Consider the following 16,161-nt stretch of genomic DNA (forward strand, 5'->3'; position numbering starts at 1 on the left):
AAAAGTATGTACTTTTACATAGCTTTAAATGTATTTAGTACTTAATATCTGCGGACCAATTATATAAATGATAGCACTCAATAAACCATTACAGCCTGACTTAGCAAGGCTTACAGAATACCTGTCACAAGTAAACGATAGAGGCTGGTATACCAACTTTGGCCCTTTACACGAGAAATTAACGCAACGACTAGAAAGTTACCTAGGTGTAAAAAATTTATTGCTTGTGTCTAACGGAACATTAGCAATTCAGGTGGCCTGTAAAGCACTTGGTGTTAAATCAGCTATTACTACGCCATTTAGCTTTGTAGCTACTACTAGCTCTTTATTATGGCAAGGAATAGAAACAGCGTTTAGTGATATAAACTCTAAAAGTTATAATTTGTGTCCAAAAGCGTTAGATAAAGCCCTAACTGAAGATAATCATTACGATGGCATTGTAGCTACTCATGTTTACGGAAACCCTTGTGATGTAAACGCCATTGAAAGCGTTGTAAATAAACATAATAAAAAAGTAATTTACGACGCAGCACATGCGTTTGGGGTTGAATTTTCTGGTGAATCTGTACTTAACTATGGTGATGCAAGCACGTTGAGTTTTCATGCTACTAAAGTGTTTCATACGGTGGAAGGTGGCGCGATTGTTTTTAAACACAAAGCCGATTATGAAAAAGCTAAAGAGCTGATTAATTTTGGCATACAAGCTGGCGGTGAGTTAGGTGAGCCTGGTATTAACGCCAAACTTAATGAATACCAATGCGCCGTGGGTTTAACGTTATTAGACCAAATGGACGAAGTACTTAAAAATCGCGCAGCCCTTTTTGAGTTATACCGCAACGAGCTTAACTCTGTAGTTGCATTGCCTACCTGGCACCCAGAGGCTAGTGTAAATGGTGCATATATGCCAATTTATATTGAATGCCCAATAAAACAAAACGCTGTATTAGATGGATTAGCTAAAAATAATATTCAAAGTCGTCGCTATTTTACCCCTTCGCTTGATACCGCCTACCCACAATTAAAAAGTTATGGTTGTAATAATAGCCAGCAGTTGGCTGGCGGAGTTATTTGCTTGCCGCTGCATAATTTTATGACCAAAAGTGACGTAATTACAGTAACCTCAATAATAAAGGACACATTATGAATTTTGCTGTAATGCAGCCGTACCTATTTCCTTATTTAGGCTATTACCAACTTGTTAATGCTGTAGACACTTTTATTTTTTATGATGATGTTACTTACATTAAAAATGGTTATATTAATCGCAATAATATTTTAGTTAATGGCCAAGCTCAGCGCTTCACCGTGCCAGTGCCTGGAGCATCTTCAAATATATTAATTAAAGATCTAAACTTTGACGCTAATGTAAAAAAAACATTAAAAACAATCAGTCAAAACTACGCTAAAGCTCCCTATTTTAATGAGGTTTATCTGATTATAGAAAAAATACTAACGAGTACCGAACGCCAAGTACATACGCTATGTTCAAATAGCATCACCTCTGTATTTAGCTATTTAGGCATAAAAAATAAGCAATTTAAGTTTTCAAGTGAGCTTGAGTATAGCCGTGATTCAGCTGCTGCTGATAAGCTTATAGCAATGGCAGGTTTACTTAATAGTAAACATTACATTAATAGCCCCGGCGGTAAAGATTTATATAGCAAAGAGTACTTTTCTGATAAAGGTGTTAATTTATCTTTTATCAAAATGCAAAGTGTTATCTACGACCAAGGTAAATCAGAGTTTGTGCCTTATTTGTCGATGATTGATGTATTGATGTGGAATAGTAAAGAGCAAGTGATTGAGTTATTAACAAAATATAAGTTGGTTTAAATGAAAAAGATCGCAATTCACTCAGTACCTCGTTCAGGATCCTCTTGGTTAGGTGAAATTATTAATAGCTTACCTAATGTTAATTATAACTTTCAACCTTTGTTTTCTTATGCTTTTAAATCTCGCTTAGATGAAAAATCAAGCTCTTTAGATATTGAAAATTTTTATCAAGAGATAAGTCAAACTGATGATGAATTTATTAGACAACTTGATGATAGGGAATCAGGAAAAAAACCAGTATTTCAGAAAGATAGTAAAATCACAGCTGTTGCCTATAAAGAAGTTCGATATCATTATATTATTGAAAACTTATTAGAAAAATGTCCTGAGATAAAAGTTATAGGGCTAGTTCGTAATCCTTATTCTGTCATTAATAGTTGGTTTAATGCGCCAAGAGAGTTTAGAAGAGATTTAGGGTGGGAGCTTGAAAATGAACTGCTTGCAGCAGATGAAAAAAATCAAGATCGAAAAGAAGAATACTTTGGTTTAAACAAGTGGATTGAAACGACTTTGTTATTTGAACGCCTACAAAAAAAACACCCTGAGAACTTTTATTTACTTGAATATGAAGATTTGTGTAGTAATACAATTGATGTCGTTAAAGAATTGTTTTTATTTTTAGGGCTTGAGTATACCGAGCAAACGGCAAGTTTTCTATTTGAAAAAAAAGAGGTAAAAGGAACATATTCTGTTATGAGGAATAAAAAGAAAGCAGAAATAAACTCCGTGGAATTACCAGCAAGTATTTTAGATAAAATTACTGAAGTATTATTACAAAATAACCTTAATCATTATATAAAATAAAATTTTAGAGTAATTTATTTAGACTGCTAAATATCAATTTTTGAAAGGAAACCTGTTATGACAAGAGAGTTAGTAAGTTGTTAAGGAACCAATGAAGTCTACAGCAAATGGTTTAAAGTGGAGTGCAATAGAACGCTTGGCCACTCAGATAATACAGTTAATAGTAATGTTGTATTTAGCAAGGCTATTAGGGCCGGAAGCTTTTGGTTTAGTTGGCATGTTAACAGTGTTTATTGCGATAAGTCAGACTTTTGTTGATAGCGGTTTTTCTTCTGCGCTAATCCGAAATACAGAGCGGACAGAGAAAGATTTTTCAACAACATTCTATTTTAATATAGGTGTTGGCATTTTCTGTTATAGCATTTTATTTTTTACTGCTCCTTACATAGCTTCATTCTACGAACAAACCAAACTAATTGACTTACTGCGAGTGTTAGGCTTAACAGTGATTATAAATAGTTTTGCAATTGTACAAAGAGCAAAACTTACAATAAACATGGATTTTAAAACTCAGGCTAAGGCTTCACTCGTTAGTGCGTTCATTAGTTGTGGTATAGGAATATATTTAGCTAATACAGGATATGGTGTATGGGCGCTTATAGGGCAAACCTTATCAAATGTAGTGTGTAATGTTATACTACTGAATATTTACCTCAAGTGGTTTCCTAGCACAGGGTTTAGTAAACGTTCATTCGATTATTTATTTGGCTTCGGTTCTAAATTATTAGCAGCGGCCTTGATTGATACTGTTTTTAAAAATATCTACCAGATAGTAATAGGTAAACAGTTTAGTGTAAATCAAGTTGGTTTTTTTACACAAGCTAATCAGTTGGCAAGTGTACCTGCTATGACCCTTACTTCAATAATACAACGTGTCACTTACCCTATGCTAAGTAATATACAGGACGATATTGAAAAGTTTGATGAAGTATACCTATTAACATTGCGACTAGCCTCGGTAATTATCTTTCCTCTAATGTTAGGCTTAGCTCTCACAGCAACACCATTGATTACTCTACTATTAGGTAAACAGTGGTTACCAGCGGCAGAGTTGGTCAAAATAATTAGTATCGCTTTTATGTTGTACCCTATACATGCAATAAATTTGAATTTATTAAATGTAAAAGGTCGATCAGATATTTTTTTGAAACTAGAAGTTATTAAAAAAGGCTTATTAGTTTGCACCTTAATCATAACTGTGCCGTTAGGTATTAAAGCTATGTGTATTGGTATGCTAGTACAATCACATTTAGCATTTTTTATAAACTCATTCTATACAGGGCGATTTAGTAAGTTAGATACCATAATGCAGCTTAAGGCACTAATGCCTATATGGATTGGTGCATTTGGAACTGCTGCGGCAGTATATGCGTGTCAATATGTTAATATTTTCTCGTCAAATGTTTATCTACATTTTACTTTAAGCTTGAGTGTAATGCTGGTGCTATATGTACTTTACATACGAATAATTCAACGCGATTTATACAATATAATTATTACTGCAATAGTAGGGAAGAAAATATAAATGTATAAATGTATAAATTTAGGCTCTATGTATGTACTGCCTTACTCTAATCGTAAAAGTAGATAGCCAACAATATCAACTCTATTTTGGTCTAACAATGTGATGGAAAAAATTAATATGCAAAGATTACGTTCAGAATCTGAGATAATTCGAAGCTGGTGTGGAGCTTTTGAAAATGTGGTGGTTAGTATAGCTTGCATAACATTTAACCATGAAAGCTTCATAGAAAATGCAATTATTAGCTTTCTAATGCAGAAGACCGATTTTCCGTTTGAAGTTTTAATATATGATGATGCTTCAACTGATAAAACGGCAAGTATAATAAAGAAATATGCTGAAAAGTACCCATCAATTATAAAGCCAGTCTTACAAACAGAAAACCAGTTTTCGCGAGGAGTTAAGGTTAACCCTAAATTTAATTTTTCAAGAGCCCAAGGTGAGTACATTGCGTTGTGTGAAGGTGATGATTACTGGATAGATTCAAAAAAGCTTTCGAAGCAGGTAACAGCATTTGAGGACGGTGTTTCACTAATACATTCTGACGTAGATAGTTTAAATATGCTCGGAGGTAAATCAACCATTTTGGAATCTGTTAATAAAACAAGAAACAGAGTTGGGCTGGCGGGAGATCTCAGGGCTGATGCTTGGCTCCGCGCACACTCAATATTTACTTGTACAATGATGTTTAAAAAGATAGATATTATTGAATATATTGATACAGGTGTTTTGGAAATCGATTTTTGGGCTGGTGATTACTCAATGTTTTTGTTCCTTTCTCAAAAAGGAAATATAAAATACCTAGATTGCTCTACAGCTGTATACAGAACAGCAAATGGCTCAATTATGAATCAAAAGAATAAAAGTAATTTGATTGAAATGCAATTGAAGAACCTTAATTTGTTAAGTTTTTACTTTTCCTATTTTGATGTGAGTCGTGACATTAAAGATAAAGCTTATGGGAAAATTAAAAAAGAAATAAGGAAAAGAGTTTTCTTATATTCCGAAAGAAATAGTATTTTTGAATACAGAAGTTATTTTAATTATTTTCAATATTGGCAATTTAAGATTTTTAGATTTCTTAAAATAAATAAGTTGAATTTAATTTATATGGATTTAAAGAGTTTTGTAAAAAAAAAGGTTTACTACAAAAATATTGCATAGAATATAATTAAAATCTGATTTTATGGTTTTACTAAGGGGTATTTTAAGGGGGAGATATTGAATAAAGTTATAAGACGTATAAAAAGGAAGTTGAGGAACATCTATTATTTTTTTAAATATAGAGTAAGGGTTGTTGCCCACGGACCTTTTGAAATCTGTTACCCTGAAAATGTAATTATTTCACGTGGGTGTAGTATAAATCATGATGTGTTCATCTTAGGCTATATAGGAGTTGAAATCGGTTACAATGTAACATTGTCAACTAGGTGTATGATTTTAGATGCGGGCTTGGATTTGGCTTCAAAAAAAGAACGCATGCATACAGCTGCCAAAATTGTTGTAGAAGATGATGTATGGATTGGTGCAAATGCTGTCATACTCTCTGGCGTAACTTTGGGCAAAGGCTCTGTTATTGCTGCCGGAGCTGTGGTTAATAAAGATGTTAAAAGTGGAACTTTAGTGGCCGGAAACCCTGCTAAATTTATTAAAGAGTTATAATTTTGAAAAGAAATAGTGTTTTATATCTTTCTTACACCGGCTTACTAGAGCCTCTTGGGCGTTCTCAAATTTTAGCGTATTTATCTAGATTATCTAAAGATTACAACTTTACAATAATTAGTTTTGAAAAAGCAGATGATTTTAGTGACAAAGCTGCAGTGGAAGAGTTACGTGAAGAATGTGAGCAGTTTGGGATTAATTGGCAACCTAAGGTTTACCATAAAAAACCCCGTCTTCTCGCTACTTTATACGATATGTGGCTTATGTTTTATGCTGCATTAAAATTAAATAAGGTACACAAATATAGCTTAGTGCATGGCCGCAGCTATGTTGCTTCTGGGATCGCACTGGTTGTAAGTAAAATACTTAAAATCCCCTTTATTTTTGATATGCGTGCCTTGTGGGTCGAAGAGTTGGTTGCTGCAAATTCAATTAAACGAGGCTCTTTAATTGAGAAGGTCGTTAGCTCTTTGGAGAAAACGCTTCTTACAAATTCAGCAAAAGTTGTTAGTTTAACAGAAGCTGCAATTCCTTTTTTAAAAAATAAATACCCTGAACTAAAAATAGAAAAATTTACAGTAATCCCTACATGTGTTGACTTGAAGCGTTTTAATTATACATCTACTGGAACTGCCGAGAGTATGCGTATAGAAAAAGTGGGTACTATGGGGTCGGTTTTAAATCCACGATTTAGGCAAGATATATTTTTCAGTATCTTGAGTTTTATTGAGAAAAAAGATCCTGCAGTTACTTTTAAAATAGTGTCTAAAGATAATGAGCAGGACTTAAAGTCTAACGCGCATTTAAACTCAGTTTTAAGTGATATCGATATTTTTATGTCTCGTCCTGCTGAAATTGCTAATAATATTAAAGATATGAGCTTTGCTATAGTTACTTTCAACCCTGGCACAAGCACGCTAGGGACTTCTCCTACAAGAATTGCAGAGTTTTTAGCATGCGGTATTCCTGTAATTGTAAGTGAAAGTGTTGGGGATACAGCCAAAATAATTACAGAAAATAAAGTAGGTATCGCGATTGATGTTGAATCTAACATTGACTTTGAGCAACTCAGGGTAAAAATGGACGAATTACGGACGGATTCAACTTTAGCTAACAGGTGTAGGAAAGTTAGTGAAAGTTATTTTTCTGCGGAACGTGGTGCTGAAAAATATGCTGCAGTTTATAAAAGCATTCTTTTTACTAAGCCTAAATAGTTACTTGATATATCAATAATTCTATCGGTTTATGAGTTTTGGCAAAAATAGATTTTAAATGTTTGGTAAGGTAACTCATGGTTAATGTACTTCTATTGTCTAAGTATACGAGTAAAGGTGCTAGCAGCAGGCTCAGAACACAACAATATATTCCCTACCTAGCATCACAAGGAGTGAACGTTACAGTTTCTTCTCTTTTTGATGATAAATACTTAGATAACTTATATAACAAAAAAACACAATCAAAGTTACATTTAGCTAAGCTTTTTTTATCTCGCTTTTTTGTTCTGTTCTCTGTTTATAAGTTTGATGTGATTTGGATTGAAAAAGAAATTTTTCCTTATATACCAGCTATAGTTGAAAGGCTGTTTAAGCTCTTTAAAATAAAGTACGTTGTTGATTATGATGATGCTATATTTCACAATTACGATTTATCGGGTAATAAGCTTATAAGGCTTTTTCTATCCAAAAAAATTGATAACGTTATGCGTTTTTCTGGAGTGGTTGTTGTAGGAAATGATTACTTAGCCCAAAGAGCAGCCCGCGCAAATGCAAATAAAATAGTAAAAATTCCCACTGTTGTAGAGCCCGAACGCTATGATGTATTAGTGAGTAAACTGAATGATAATAACCTCTCTATTGGTTGGATAGGTACCCCCGCAACCCAAAAGTATATTGTTGAAATTAAGGACTGCTTAATAAAAGTATGTAAGGGACACAATGCATCACTTACCTTGATTGGTGCCCATCCCTCTATTAAGAGCTTATTTACTGGCATAAATATAAGTATTCTACCTTGGACTGAGGAAAGCGAGTCTTTGAATATTTCTAATTTTAATATAGGGATTATGCCCATTCCTGACGAGCCCTTTGAGAAAGGGAAGTGTGGATATAAGCTGATTCAATACATTGCTTGCTCAAAACCAGTTGTTGCTTCAAATGTAGGCGTAAATGCTGAAATAGTTGAAAAGTGTGATGCTGGTTACGTTGTTAATACTTTAGATGAATGGGAAGTTGCTTTGTCTACCTTGCTTTCAGACTCCACTCTTAGAGCTAAGCATGGAAGTAGAGGTAAAGCGTCAGTAAATAAATACTACTCAGTTGAAAGTCAAATTGATAACCTTGTTAATATTTTTAAATTAGTTAGTAAGTAACTACTTGAAAGTAAATTTTAAATATACCAATTGAGTTAAGCATGCTTATTTATTATTTTTTGTTTCTATTGCCTGTTTCGGCACTTTTCTTTCCGAAACAGCCCAATAAGGTAGTTAAAAACTACTTTTGGTTTATTACTGGATTATTTTTTATTTTCATTATCGGATTACGGTTTGAAATAGGACCTGACTGGTTTAGCTATATGTATTACTTAGAGCGCGCTGAAGGGGTTAGTCTTTGGAGTAGCTATGGACGAGTTGGAACAGATCCAGCGTATATTATTTTAAATTTAATTGGTGCAAACGTTTTCGGGGGAATATTTTTTGTAAATATAGTCGCTGCTGCAATTATAATTTCCTGCATTATTTACTTTGCTCGTAAACAGCCAATATCATTACTTGCTTTTGTGGTCTCAGTTCCATATATGATAATCGTAGTTTCTATGGGTTACTCTAGGCAAGCAATAGCTCTTGGAGTTGAGTTGTTAGCTATTATAGCGCTACTAAATGGCAACAATAGAAAATTTATTTTTTATGTTTTAATCGCTGCATTATTCCATAAAACTGCAATTATACTATTTCCTCTTGCTGCATTGATGACTAATCGCAATAAAGGTTTAACATATCTTTATATTGGTATCATTTTCGTAATGGCGTTCATATTTATATTGGGTGAAAAGCAAGAGTTTTTATATGAAACATATGTTGAAAGACAAAAGTCCTCTAGTGGTGGAATGATAAGAGTATTTATGAATGTTGTACCAGCTTTACTACTATTTCAGTTCAAAGACCGATTAGGTTTTCGCGAGAATGAGAAAAAATTCTGGATTATTATCTCTTGCGGAGCTTTAGCATGCATACCTTTACTCGCTGTATCTTCAACCGTTGCAGATAGAATTGCATTATATTTTATCCCATTACAAATCGTTTTATTTTCTCGTCTGCAGTACCTTGCATCAGATATTTTCAATAAAAATATTATTGTTGTAAGTGTTATTGCTTATTATGGTTTAGTTTTAATTGTTTGGCTAAATTTTGCTGGACATACAGAGGCTTGGATACCTTACAAAAATGTTATATTTCAGCATTAACCTGTATTCAAATTAATTACTTAGGGCTTAAATGTATAAAAACACTATTGCAATAACAGCAAATACTAGTTGGTATTTATATAACTTTAGAAAAAACACAATTTTAGCGTTGTTAGAGCAAGGTTACAGCGTTATTGCTATTGCCCCTTTTGATGTCTACTCGCAAAAGTTAACTGATTTAGGGGCTACATACCTGCCAGTAAAAATTGATAGTGGCGGCACTAACCCCGTAAGCGATATTGCTACTTTTTATGCTTTTTATAAACTATATAAGCATCATAAGCCTTGTGTTACTTTAAACTTTACCCCTAAAAATAATATTTATAGTACGCTTGCTGCTAAGTGTGCAGGTGTTAAAACTCTAAATAATATTGCTGGCTTAGGGACATTGTTTATTAATGAAAGCATCGCGTCTAAAATTGCGAGGGTTTTGTATAAATATAGCCAAAGTAAAGCTGATTTTATTTTTTTTCAAAATGAAGATGACAGAGCGCTATTTAAGCAACATAAAATAGCACACAATGTTATGAGCGACCGCTTACCAGGTTCGGGAGCCGACCTATCGCGTTTTACGGTAACCGCAGCGCCTGATGATGGCGTTACTCGCTTTTTACTGATAGCCCGTATGCTTTTTGATAAAGGCATAGGGCAATATCTTGAAGCCGCACGAGTGCTTAAAAAACAATATGGCGATACTGTTGAATTTAGGTTGCTTGGCTTTTTAGATGTTGATAACCCTTCTGCGGTGTCTAAAGCACAAATGAATGCGTGGGTAGCTGAAGGGGTAGTTAATTATCTTGGCACTAGCGATAACGTTGAGGCTGAAATAGCACAAGTTGATTGTATGGTATTGCCCTCGTATTACCGAGAGGGGGTTCCTAAGTCGTTACTTGAGGCTGGTGCTATGGGCAAGCCTATAGTAACAACAGATAATGTAGGTTGCAGGGAAACTGTTGATGATGGGTTTAATGGTTTTATTTGCGAACCTCGAAGTACCGAAAGTTTAACTGACGCCTTAAATAAAATAATTATTATGCCTCACTCTGAGCGCCTTAAATTTGGTGTTAACAGTCGCCACAAAATTGAAACCGAATTTGACGAAAAAATTGTTATAAATAAATACCTTGTGGCTGTTAAACAGCTTTTAAACGAGGCCTAAGATTATTTGGTTATACATTTTTTAGTGTGTAAATAGTCAATACAATAAAATACTTAACGGAATGGCGTAAGTACTATCTGCTCAGGATGAAACATGTTTATAGATTTACTTCTTACCTTTTTTATTGCGTTTGCAATATTGTTTTTGATGCGAAAAGTTGCACGTAAAGTAGGATTGGTCGACAAGCCTTCAGGCAGAAAAGTACATACAGGTAATATCCCCCTAGTAGGTGGTGTTGCCATTTGTATAACGATAGTGAATTATATTTATACCCATCCAGGTATGATTAATCACGCTAATCTATTTATGCTAAGCATATGTGGTTTAACAGCTGTTGGTGCGTTAGATGATAGGTTTGATTTAAGTGTGAAAGTACGCATGCTAGTGCAAGCACTTATTTCGTTTGCAATGATTTACTACGCAGATGCAAATTTACATACGTTGGGCGATATGTTTGGCTTTGGTGGTACTGACCTTGGTTATTTTGGCACGGTTATCACTATATTGGCTGTAATTGGCTGTATTAATGCATTTAATATGGTTGATGGGATTGATGGCTTATTAGGTGGTCTTTCTATTGTTACGTTTGCTAGTTTGGGTATATTACTTGGTTTGTCCGGAGAGCAAAGTTTAAGTTATTTGTGTTTGCTATTAGTTGTTTGTATGGTGCCTTACATTATTATGAACTTAGGCCTTATAGGTCGTGAGCGTAAAGTATTCATGGGAGATGCCGGTAGTATGATGATTGGATTTACTGTTATTTGGTTGCTAATAGGCGCTAGCCAAACATCAGGTAATGCGATGATTCGGCCTGTTACGGCATTATGGTTAATTGCTGTGCCTTTAATGGATATGACAGCAATAATGATACGCCGTGTTAAACAAGGTAAGTCACCTTTTAAACCTGATCGCGATCATTTACACCATATTTGTCAGCGTTTAGGCTGCTCTCCTACACAAACACTTATTCTAATATGTTCAATTGCAGCCATACTTGCTGGTGTGGGTATTATAGGCGAGATATTTTTAATCCCTGAATTTTTAATGTTTTATGGTTTTATAATTTTATTTACTGTGTACTTATTAATACTTATTAATTATTGCGCAGTTATAAATTTCTTTAGACGTAAATTAGATTTACCTGAAAAAAAATATTCCACTAGTAAGTAGGCCTATGCCCTCATCAGTGCAGAGCCCAAAGAGATTAATTTAGAGCGACTAGTAATATTGCATTAAATTTTTTTGTAAAAATACAGCTTAATTAATATTTCACCAAGTGATTGCGAGAGCACTATTAGGCAACAGTAATGTTAGTGGAACGCCTATAAATTTCGTGCAGAACGGTATTTGCTTTTAACCACAAGCTATGCATTAGCTACAATGGATTTTGATAATTTAGGAATAAATAAACACTATGAATGAAGAAAAGTTAACTCACCTAAAAGCGCTCGAAGCTGAGTCAATTCATATAATGCGTGAAGTGGCCGCAGAATTCGATAATCCAGTAATGCTTTACTCTGTTGGTAAAGACTCTTCGGTATTACTACATTTAGCACGTAAAGCTTTTTATCCAGGTAAAATACCTTTTCCGTTAATGCACGTAGATACAAACTGGAAATTTAAAGAAATGATTCAGTTTAGAGATCAAATGGCTGAAAAGCATGGTTTCGATTTAATCGTTCATAAAAATCCTGAAGGTTTAGAAATGGGGATTAGCCCATTTGTTCATGGTAGTGCTAAACATACTGACATTATGAAAACTCAAGGTTTAAAGCAAGCCCTTGATATGAATGGTTTTGATGCTGCATTTGGTGGTGCTCGTCGCGATGAAGAAAAATCTCGTGCTAAAGAGCGTGTTTATTCATTCCGTGATAAAAACCATCGTTGGGATCCTAAAAACCAACGCCCAGAACTTTGGAATGTTTATAACAGCAAAGTCGATAAAGGTGAAAGCATTCGCGTATTCCCACTTAGCAATTGGACTGAGTTAGATATTTGGCAATATATTTACCTTGAAGGTATTGAAATTCCGTCATTATATTTTGCACAAGAGCGTCCTGTTGTTGAGCGTGATGGCACATTAATTATGGTTGATGATGAACGAATGGAGCTTGAAAAAGGCGAAGAAGTTCAGCAAAAAATGGTTCGTTTTAGAACATTGGGTTGTTATCCATTAACTGGTGCTGTTGAGTCTGTGGCTCAAACATTACCTGAAATTATCCAAGAAATGCTGCTTTGTACTACGTCAGAGCGCCAGGGCCGAGTGATCGATAACGATTCTGCGGGTTCTATGGAAAAGAAAAAAATGGAAGGTTACTTCTAACCATACGTTAGAAGCTTTAAGAGACAAGTTATTACTAAATTATAAATAACTGCTTGTTATTAACCTATTACGAACCAAATTTCAGAGAAAATTATGTCACAAGATACAAACTTACTTGCAACCGATATTGAAGCTTACTTAAAGGTTCACGAAAACAAAGATATGCTGCGTATTTTAACTTGCGGTAGTGTAGATGATGGTAAATCAACGTTGATTGGCCGCTTACTTTACGACAGCAAAATGATCTTTGAAGATCAGATGGCTGCTATCGAAAAAGATTCAAAACGCTTTAACACTACAGATAACGATTTTGACTTAGCGCTTTTAGTTGATGGCCTTCAGTCGGAGCGTGAGCAAGGTATTACAATTGATGTTGCATATCGATACTTTGCAACGGATCAACGTAAATTTATTATTGCCGATACGCCAGGGCATGAGCAATATACTCGTAATATGGCAACGGGCGCTTCAACATGTGATTTAGCAATTATTTTGATTGATGCTCGCCATGGTGTGCAAGTTCAAACACGTCGCCATAGCTATATTTGTTCTTTGTTAGGAATTAAAAATGTAGTTATTGCTATTAATAAAATGGATGCAGTTGGTTACGAGCAATCTATTTATCAAAACATTAAAAAAGATTACCGAGAGTTTGCTGAAAAATTATCTTTTGATGATATACGTTTTGTACCAATTTCGGCACTGCGTGGTGATAACGTAGTAAATGAAAGTGAAGCGATGTCTTGGTATCCTGGCTCTACGCTAATGAAGCTTTTAAACACGGTTTCAGTGACGCATGCTAAAAATGATGAATTTAGACTGCAAGTACAATATGTTAACCGCCCTAATTTAGATTTTCGTGGCTTTAGCGGCACTATAGCTGCTGGCGATATTAGAGTGGGGGATACTGTTGCGTCATTACCTTCAGGTAAAGAAAGTAAAGTTAAATCAATAGTTACTTTTGATGGCAACCTTGAAAAAGCTTCTGCTGGTATGGCTATTACGCTAACGCTTGAAGATGAAATTGATGTAAGTCGTGGCGATATGCTAGTGCGCCCTCATCAAAAACCTCATTCATCTGCTAATTTAGAAGCTGATGTGGTTTGGATGACTGAAGAGGCATTACAAGTTGACCGTGAGTATGAAATAAAAGTTGGCAGTAAGTCTGTTTTTGGCCACGTAGAAGCTGTTAACTATAAAGTTGACGTGAATACGCTAGAGCAAAAAGAAGCGTCGCAGCTAAACTTAAATGAGATTGGTAACTGTCAATTTGCTTTAACAGCACCTGTACAATTTGATGCTTATGATATTAATAAACACACAGGAGCGTTTATTATTATTGATCGCTTAACTAACGTAACTGTTGGTGCTGGGATGATACGTAAGCCTCTGGATGCTAAAACGAATAAATCGCAAAGCCAACACTCTGTTTTTGAAGTTGAGTTTAATGCGTTGGTTCGTAAACACTTTCCTCATTGGGATGCAAAAGTAATCCGATAGATTGCTCGTGCTAAGCATTGCGGGCTTTTTTAGCCCGCACTTTTGTTTTATTAACTATGGATGGCTACTATAATTATGCCATTAGATGCTTATCTAACGCTTTTTATTTTTGCACTTACGGTCACTGGATTAATTGTTATTCAAGGAAGGCCTGTCGCTGTTTTTGGAGCGACACTTATTGCTTTGATAGCTTGTGATTTGGTTACTAAAGAGCAATTTTTAACAAGTATTGCAAACCCTGGTTTAGTGACTTTAATTTTACTTGTATTGTGCTCTTTAGCACTTGAAAAAACACGTTTGTTAAGGGTTGTAGCATCTAAAATAATTGTGAGTAGTTACCATTCTACTTGGTTTAGGTTATTTGGAGTTACTACACTTTTTTCGTCTATTTTAAATAATACAGCTGTTGTCGCTACGTTACTTTCTCCTATACGTAATAATCCTCACCACTTTTCGAGCAAACTACTGTTACCTCTTTCCTACGCTTCTATTCTAGGTGGTACTTTAACACTTATAGGAACGTCAACTAATTTGATTGTTAACTCAATGTATATTGAGGCTTCTGGACGTTCACTGTCGTTTTTTTCGTTCACAGCAATTGGGGCTATTTTAGTTGTTTGCTGTGGTGTTGTTATGTATTTTTGCACGAATATGTTACCCAGTATTGAGCAAAAAAAGGCGACCTCTGAAGGGTATTTTATTGATGCTAAGGTTGCTGAAAACTCTGAGCTTATCGGGCGTTCCGTTGAAGCTAATGGCTTGAGGCATTTAGAGTCATTGTTTTTAGTTGAAATAGTGAGAAAGGGGCACTTAATTAGCCCCGTGTCTCCTTCGGAGGTTATACAGTGCTCTGATAGGCTTATATTTTGTGGCGAAGTTACTAAGTTACTTCAGCTTGGACAATTTACAGGCTTAGAGATTTTTGCTGAAAAAAACGGTACGTTAAATAGTAATTTAACTGAAGTGGTGGTTAGACAAGAAAGTATTATTGTTGGTAAAACCTTAAAAACAACAGGTTTTAGGGCTTTATTTGATGCCGCTGTAGTTGCAATTAGACGCGATGGTGAGCAGGTCTCTGGAAAGTTAGGGGATGTTGTAATTCGTTCTGGTGACTTTTTAGTCTTAGCGGTGGGTAAAGATTACAAAACAAGAACCAATATTAATAAAAACTTTTTAGTACTTTCTGGTGTTGAGCCTGAATCAAGAATAAATGGGTGGCGTGCTTGGCTATCTATTGGTGGGTTTATTTCAATCATTGTGCTGGCCGCTTTTGGTATTCTAGATTTATTAGAAGGTTTGGTATTATTACTCGGAGCGTTATTATTCACTCATAGTTTAACTACGAATGAGCTAGCTAGGCGCTTTCCAGTTGATGTTTGGTTAGTTGTTTCGTCGGCAATTTTGCTTTCAAATGCTTTAGTTAATTCTGGTGTAGTAGTTACATTAGGCGATTTGATTGGCCAGTATAACGATCCGAGTTATGTATATATTGCTTTAATTTTTGTTTATATAACGACTTGGTTAATGACTGAGTTTGTGACTAATAACGCGGCAGCAGCATTAATGTTTCCTATAGGTTATACCATTGCACTTGGGTTTGGAGTAGATGTATTGCCGTTTGTTATGACAGTTGCTTTTGCTGCAAGTGGAAGCTTTATAAGCCCTTATGGTTATCAAACTAATTTAATGGTTTTTAATGCCGGTAACTATAGATTAAATGACTTTGTTAAAATGGGCTTACCTGTCAGTGTTGTTTATGCAGTGGTTGTTTTAGTTTGTATTCCGGTGTTTTTTCCATTTAAGTAGACATGTAATGGACTATATTGTCACATTTTAAATTATATTACGTCGGTGTGGGGTTACCTCGGGCCGTATAAGAATAAAAGGTAAGGTATATTA

The 16,161-nt window shown here is 34.9% G+C and carries 14 protein-coding genes; all 14 read left to right on the forward strand.

The annotated features are described in order from the left end of the window. The first annotated feature begins 67 nt into the window (after positions 1 to 67). A complete protein-coding gene (locus tag H5160_RS02880) occupies positions 68 to 1,144 on the forward strand; it encodes a DegT/DnrJ/EryC1/StrS aminotransferase family protein (protein ID WP_182736688.1) in 1,077 nt (358 codons plus the stop codon). After that, entirely contained in the window at positions 1,141 to 1,833 is a 693-nt protein-coding gene (locus H5160_RS02885) for a WbqC family protein (RefSeq protein WP_182736690.1), read from the forward strand. Before H5160_RS02880 ends, H5160_RS02885 begins: the two co-directional genes overlap by 4 nt. Then, entirely contained in the window at positions 1,834 to 2,637 is an 804-nt protein-coding gene (locus tag H5160_RS02890) for a sulfotransferase domain-containing protein (protein ID WP_182736692.1), read from the forward strand. A 91-nt stretch (positions 2,638 to 2,728) separates the two neighbouring features. Then, positions 2,729 to 4,162: a lipopolysaccharide biosynthesis protein gene (locus tag H5160_RS02895; RefSeq protein WP_182736694.1), complete on the forward strand. Its 1,434-nt coding sequence runs from the start codon at positions 2,729 to 2,731 to the stop codon at positions 4,160 to 4,162. Between the two features lie 117 nt (positions 4,163 to 4,279). Beyond that, entirely contained in the window at positions 4,280 to 5,323 is a 1,044-nt protein-coding gene (locus H5160_RS02900; RefSeq protein ID WP_182736695.1) for a glycosyltransferase, read from the forward strand. Positions 5,324 to 5,380: 57 nt separating this feature from the next. Then, a complete protein-coding gene (locus H5160_RS20645) occupies positions 5,381 to 5,821 on the forward strand; it encodes an acyltransferase (RefSeq protein ID WP_259416486.1) in 441 nt (146 codons plus the stop codon). Positions 5,822 to 5,823: 2 nt separating this feature from the next. Next, positions 5,824 to 7,035 (forward strand): glycosyltransferase, encoded by a 1,212-nt coding sequence (locus H5160_RS02910; RefSeq protein WP_182736696.1) that lies wholly within the window; start codon positions 5,824 to 5,826, stop codon positions 7,033 to 7,035. A gap of 77 nt (positions 7,036 to 7,112) precedes the next feature. Next, positions 7,113 to 8,189, forward strand: coding sequence for a glycosyltransferase family 4 protein (locus tag H5160_RS02915; protein WP_182736697.1), 1,077 nt, complete (start codon positions 7,113 to 7,115; stop codon positions 8,187 to 8,189). Positions 8,190 to 8,230: 41 nt separating this feature from the next. Continuing rightward, complete coding sequence (locus tag H5160_RS02920) at positions 8,231 to 9,280, forward strand: EpsG family protein (protein WP_182736698.1); 1,050 nt, start codon at positions 8,231 to 8,233, stop codon at positions 9,278 to 9,280. 31 nt (positions 9,281 to 9,311) lie between these two features. Next, entirely contained in the window at positions 9,312 to 10,439 is a 1,128-nt protein-coding gene (locus H5160_RS02925) for a glycosyltransferase family 4 protein (RefSeq protein ID WP_182736699.1), read from the forward strand. A 93-nt stretch (positions 10,440 to 10,532) separates the two neighbouring features. Beyond that, positions 10,533 to 11,609: a UDP-N-acetylglucosamine--undecaprenyl-phosphate N-acetylglucosaminephosphotransferase gene (gene wecA, locus H5160_RS02930; RefSeq protein WP_182736700.1), complete on the forward strand. Its 1,077-nt coding sequence runs from the start codon at positions 10,533 to 10,535 to the stop codon at positions 11,607 to 11,609. Between the two features lie 244 nt (positions 11,610 to 11,853). Continuing rightward, entirely contained in the window at positions 11,854 to 12,762 is a 909-nt protein-coding gene (gene cysD / locus H5160_RS02935) for a sulfate adenylyltransferase subunit CysD (protein WP_002963147.1), read from the forward strand. 93 nt (positions 12,763 to 12,855) lie between these two features. Next, entirely contained in the window at positions 12,856 to 14,262 is a 1,407-nt protein-coding gene (gene cysN / locus H5160_RS02940; protein WP_182694755.1) for a sulfate adenylyltransferase subunit CysN, read from the forward strand. Positions 14,263 to 14,337: 75 nt separating this feature from the next. Then, the gene (locus tag H5160_RS02945) at positions 14,338 to 16,068 is read left to right on the forward strand and encodes an SLC13 family permease (RefSeq protein ID WP_182736701.1); all 1,731 of its coding nucleotides are present in this window, start codon (positions 14,338 to 14,340) and stop codon (positions 16,066 to 16,068) included. Positions 16,069 to 16,161: the final 93 nt, after the last annotated feature.

This window comes from Pseudoalteromonas sp. SG43-4 (genome assembly GCF_014164325.1).
In the GTDB taxonomy this organism is placed as follows: domain Bacteria; phylum Pseudomonadota; class Gammaproteobacteria; order Enterobacterales; family Alteromonadaceae; genus Pseudoalteromonas; species Pseudoalteromonas distincta.

Bases quoted from the DNA above. Each gene is read 5' to 3' on its own strand.
- cysD (WP_002963147.1), top strand. From the start codon at position 11,854: ATGAATGAAGAAAAGTTAACTCACCTAAAAGCGCTCGAAGCTGAGTCA.
- cysN (WP_182694755.1), top strand. From the start codon at position 12,856: ATGTCACAAGATACAAACTTACTTGCAACCGATATTGAAGCTTACTTA.
- H5160_RS02895 (WP_182736694.1), top strand. From the start codon at position 2,729: ATGAAGTCTACAGCAAATGGTTTAAAGTGGAGTGCAATAGAACGCTTG.
- H5160_RS02915 (WP_182736697.1), top strand. From the start codon at position 7,113: ATGGTTAATGTACTTCTATTGTCTAAGTATACGAGTAAAGGTGCTAGC.
- H5160_RS02925 (WP_182736699.1), top strand. From the start codon at position 9,312: ATGTATAAAAACACTATTGCAATAACAGCAAATACTAGTTGGTATTTA.
- H5160_RS02880 (WP_182736688.1), top strand. From the start codon at position 68: ATGATAGCACTCAATAAACCATTACAGCCTGACTTAGCAAGGCTTACA.
- H5160_RS02900 (WP_182736695.1), top strand. From the start codon at position 4,280: ATGCAAAGATTACGTTCAGAATCTGAGATAATTCGAAGCTGGTGTGGA.
- H5160_RS02885 (WP_182736690.1), top strand. From the start codon at position 1,141: ATGAATTTTGCTGTAATGCAGCCGTACCTATTTCCTTATTTAGGCTAT.
- H5160_RS02920 (WP_182736698.1), top strand. From the start codon at position 8,231: ATGCTTATTTATTATTTTTTGTTTCTATTGCCTGTTTCGGCACTTTTC.
- wecA (WP_182736700.1), top strand. From the start codon at position 10,533: ATGTTTATAGATTTACTTCTTACCTTTTTTATTGCGTTTGCAATATTG.
- H5160_RS02945 (WP_182736701.1), top strand. From the start codon at position 14,338: ATGCCATTAGATGCTTATCTAACGCTTTTTATTTTTGCACTTACGGTC.
- H5160_RS02890 (WP_182736692.1), top strand. From the start codon at position 1,834: ATGAAAAAGATCGCAATTCACTCAGTACCTCGTTCAGGATCCTCTTGG.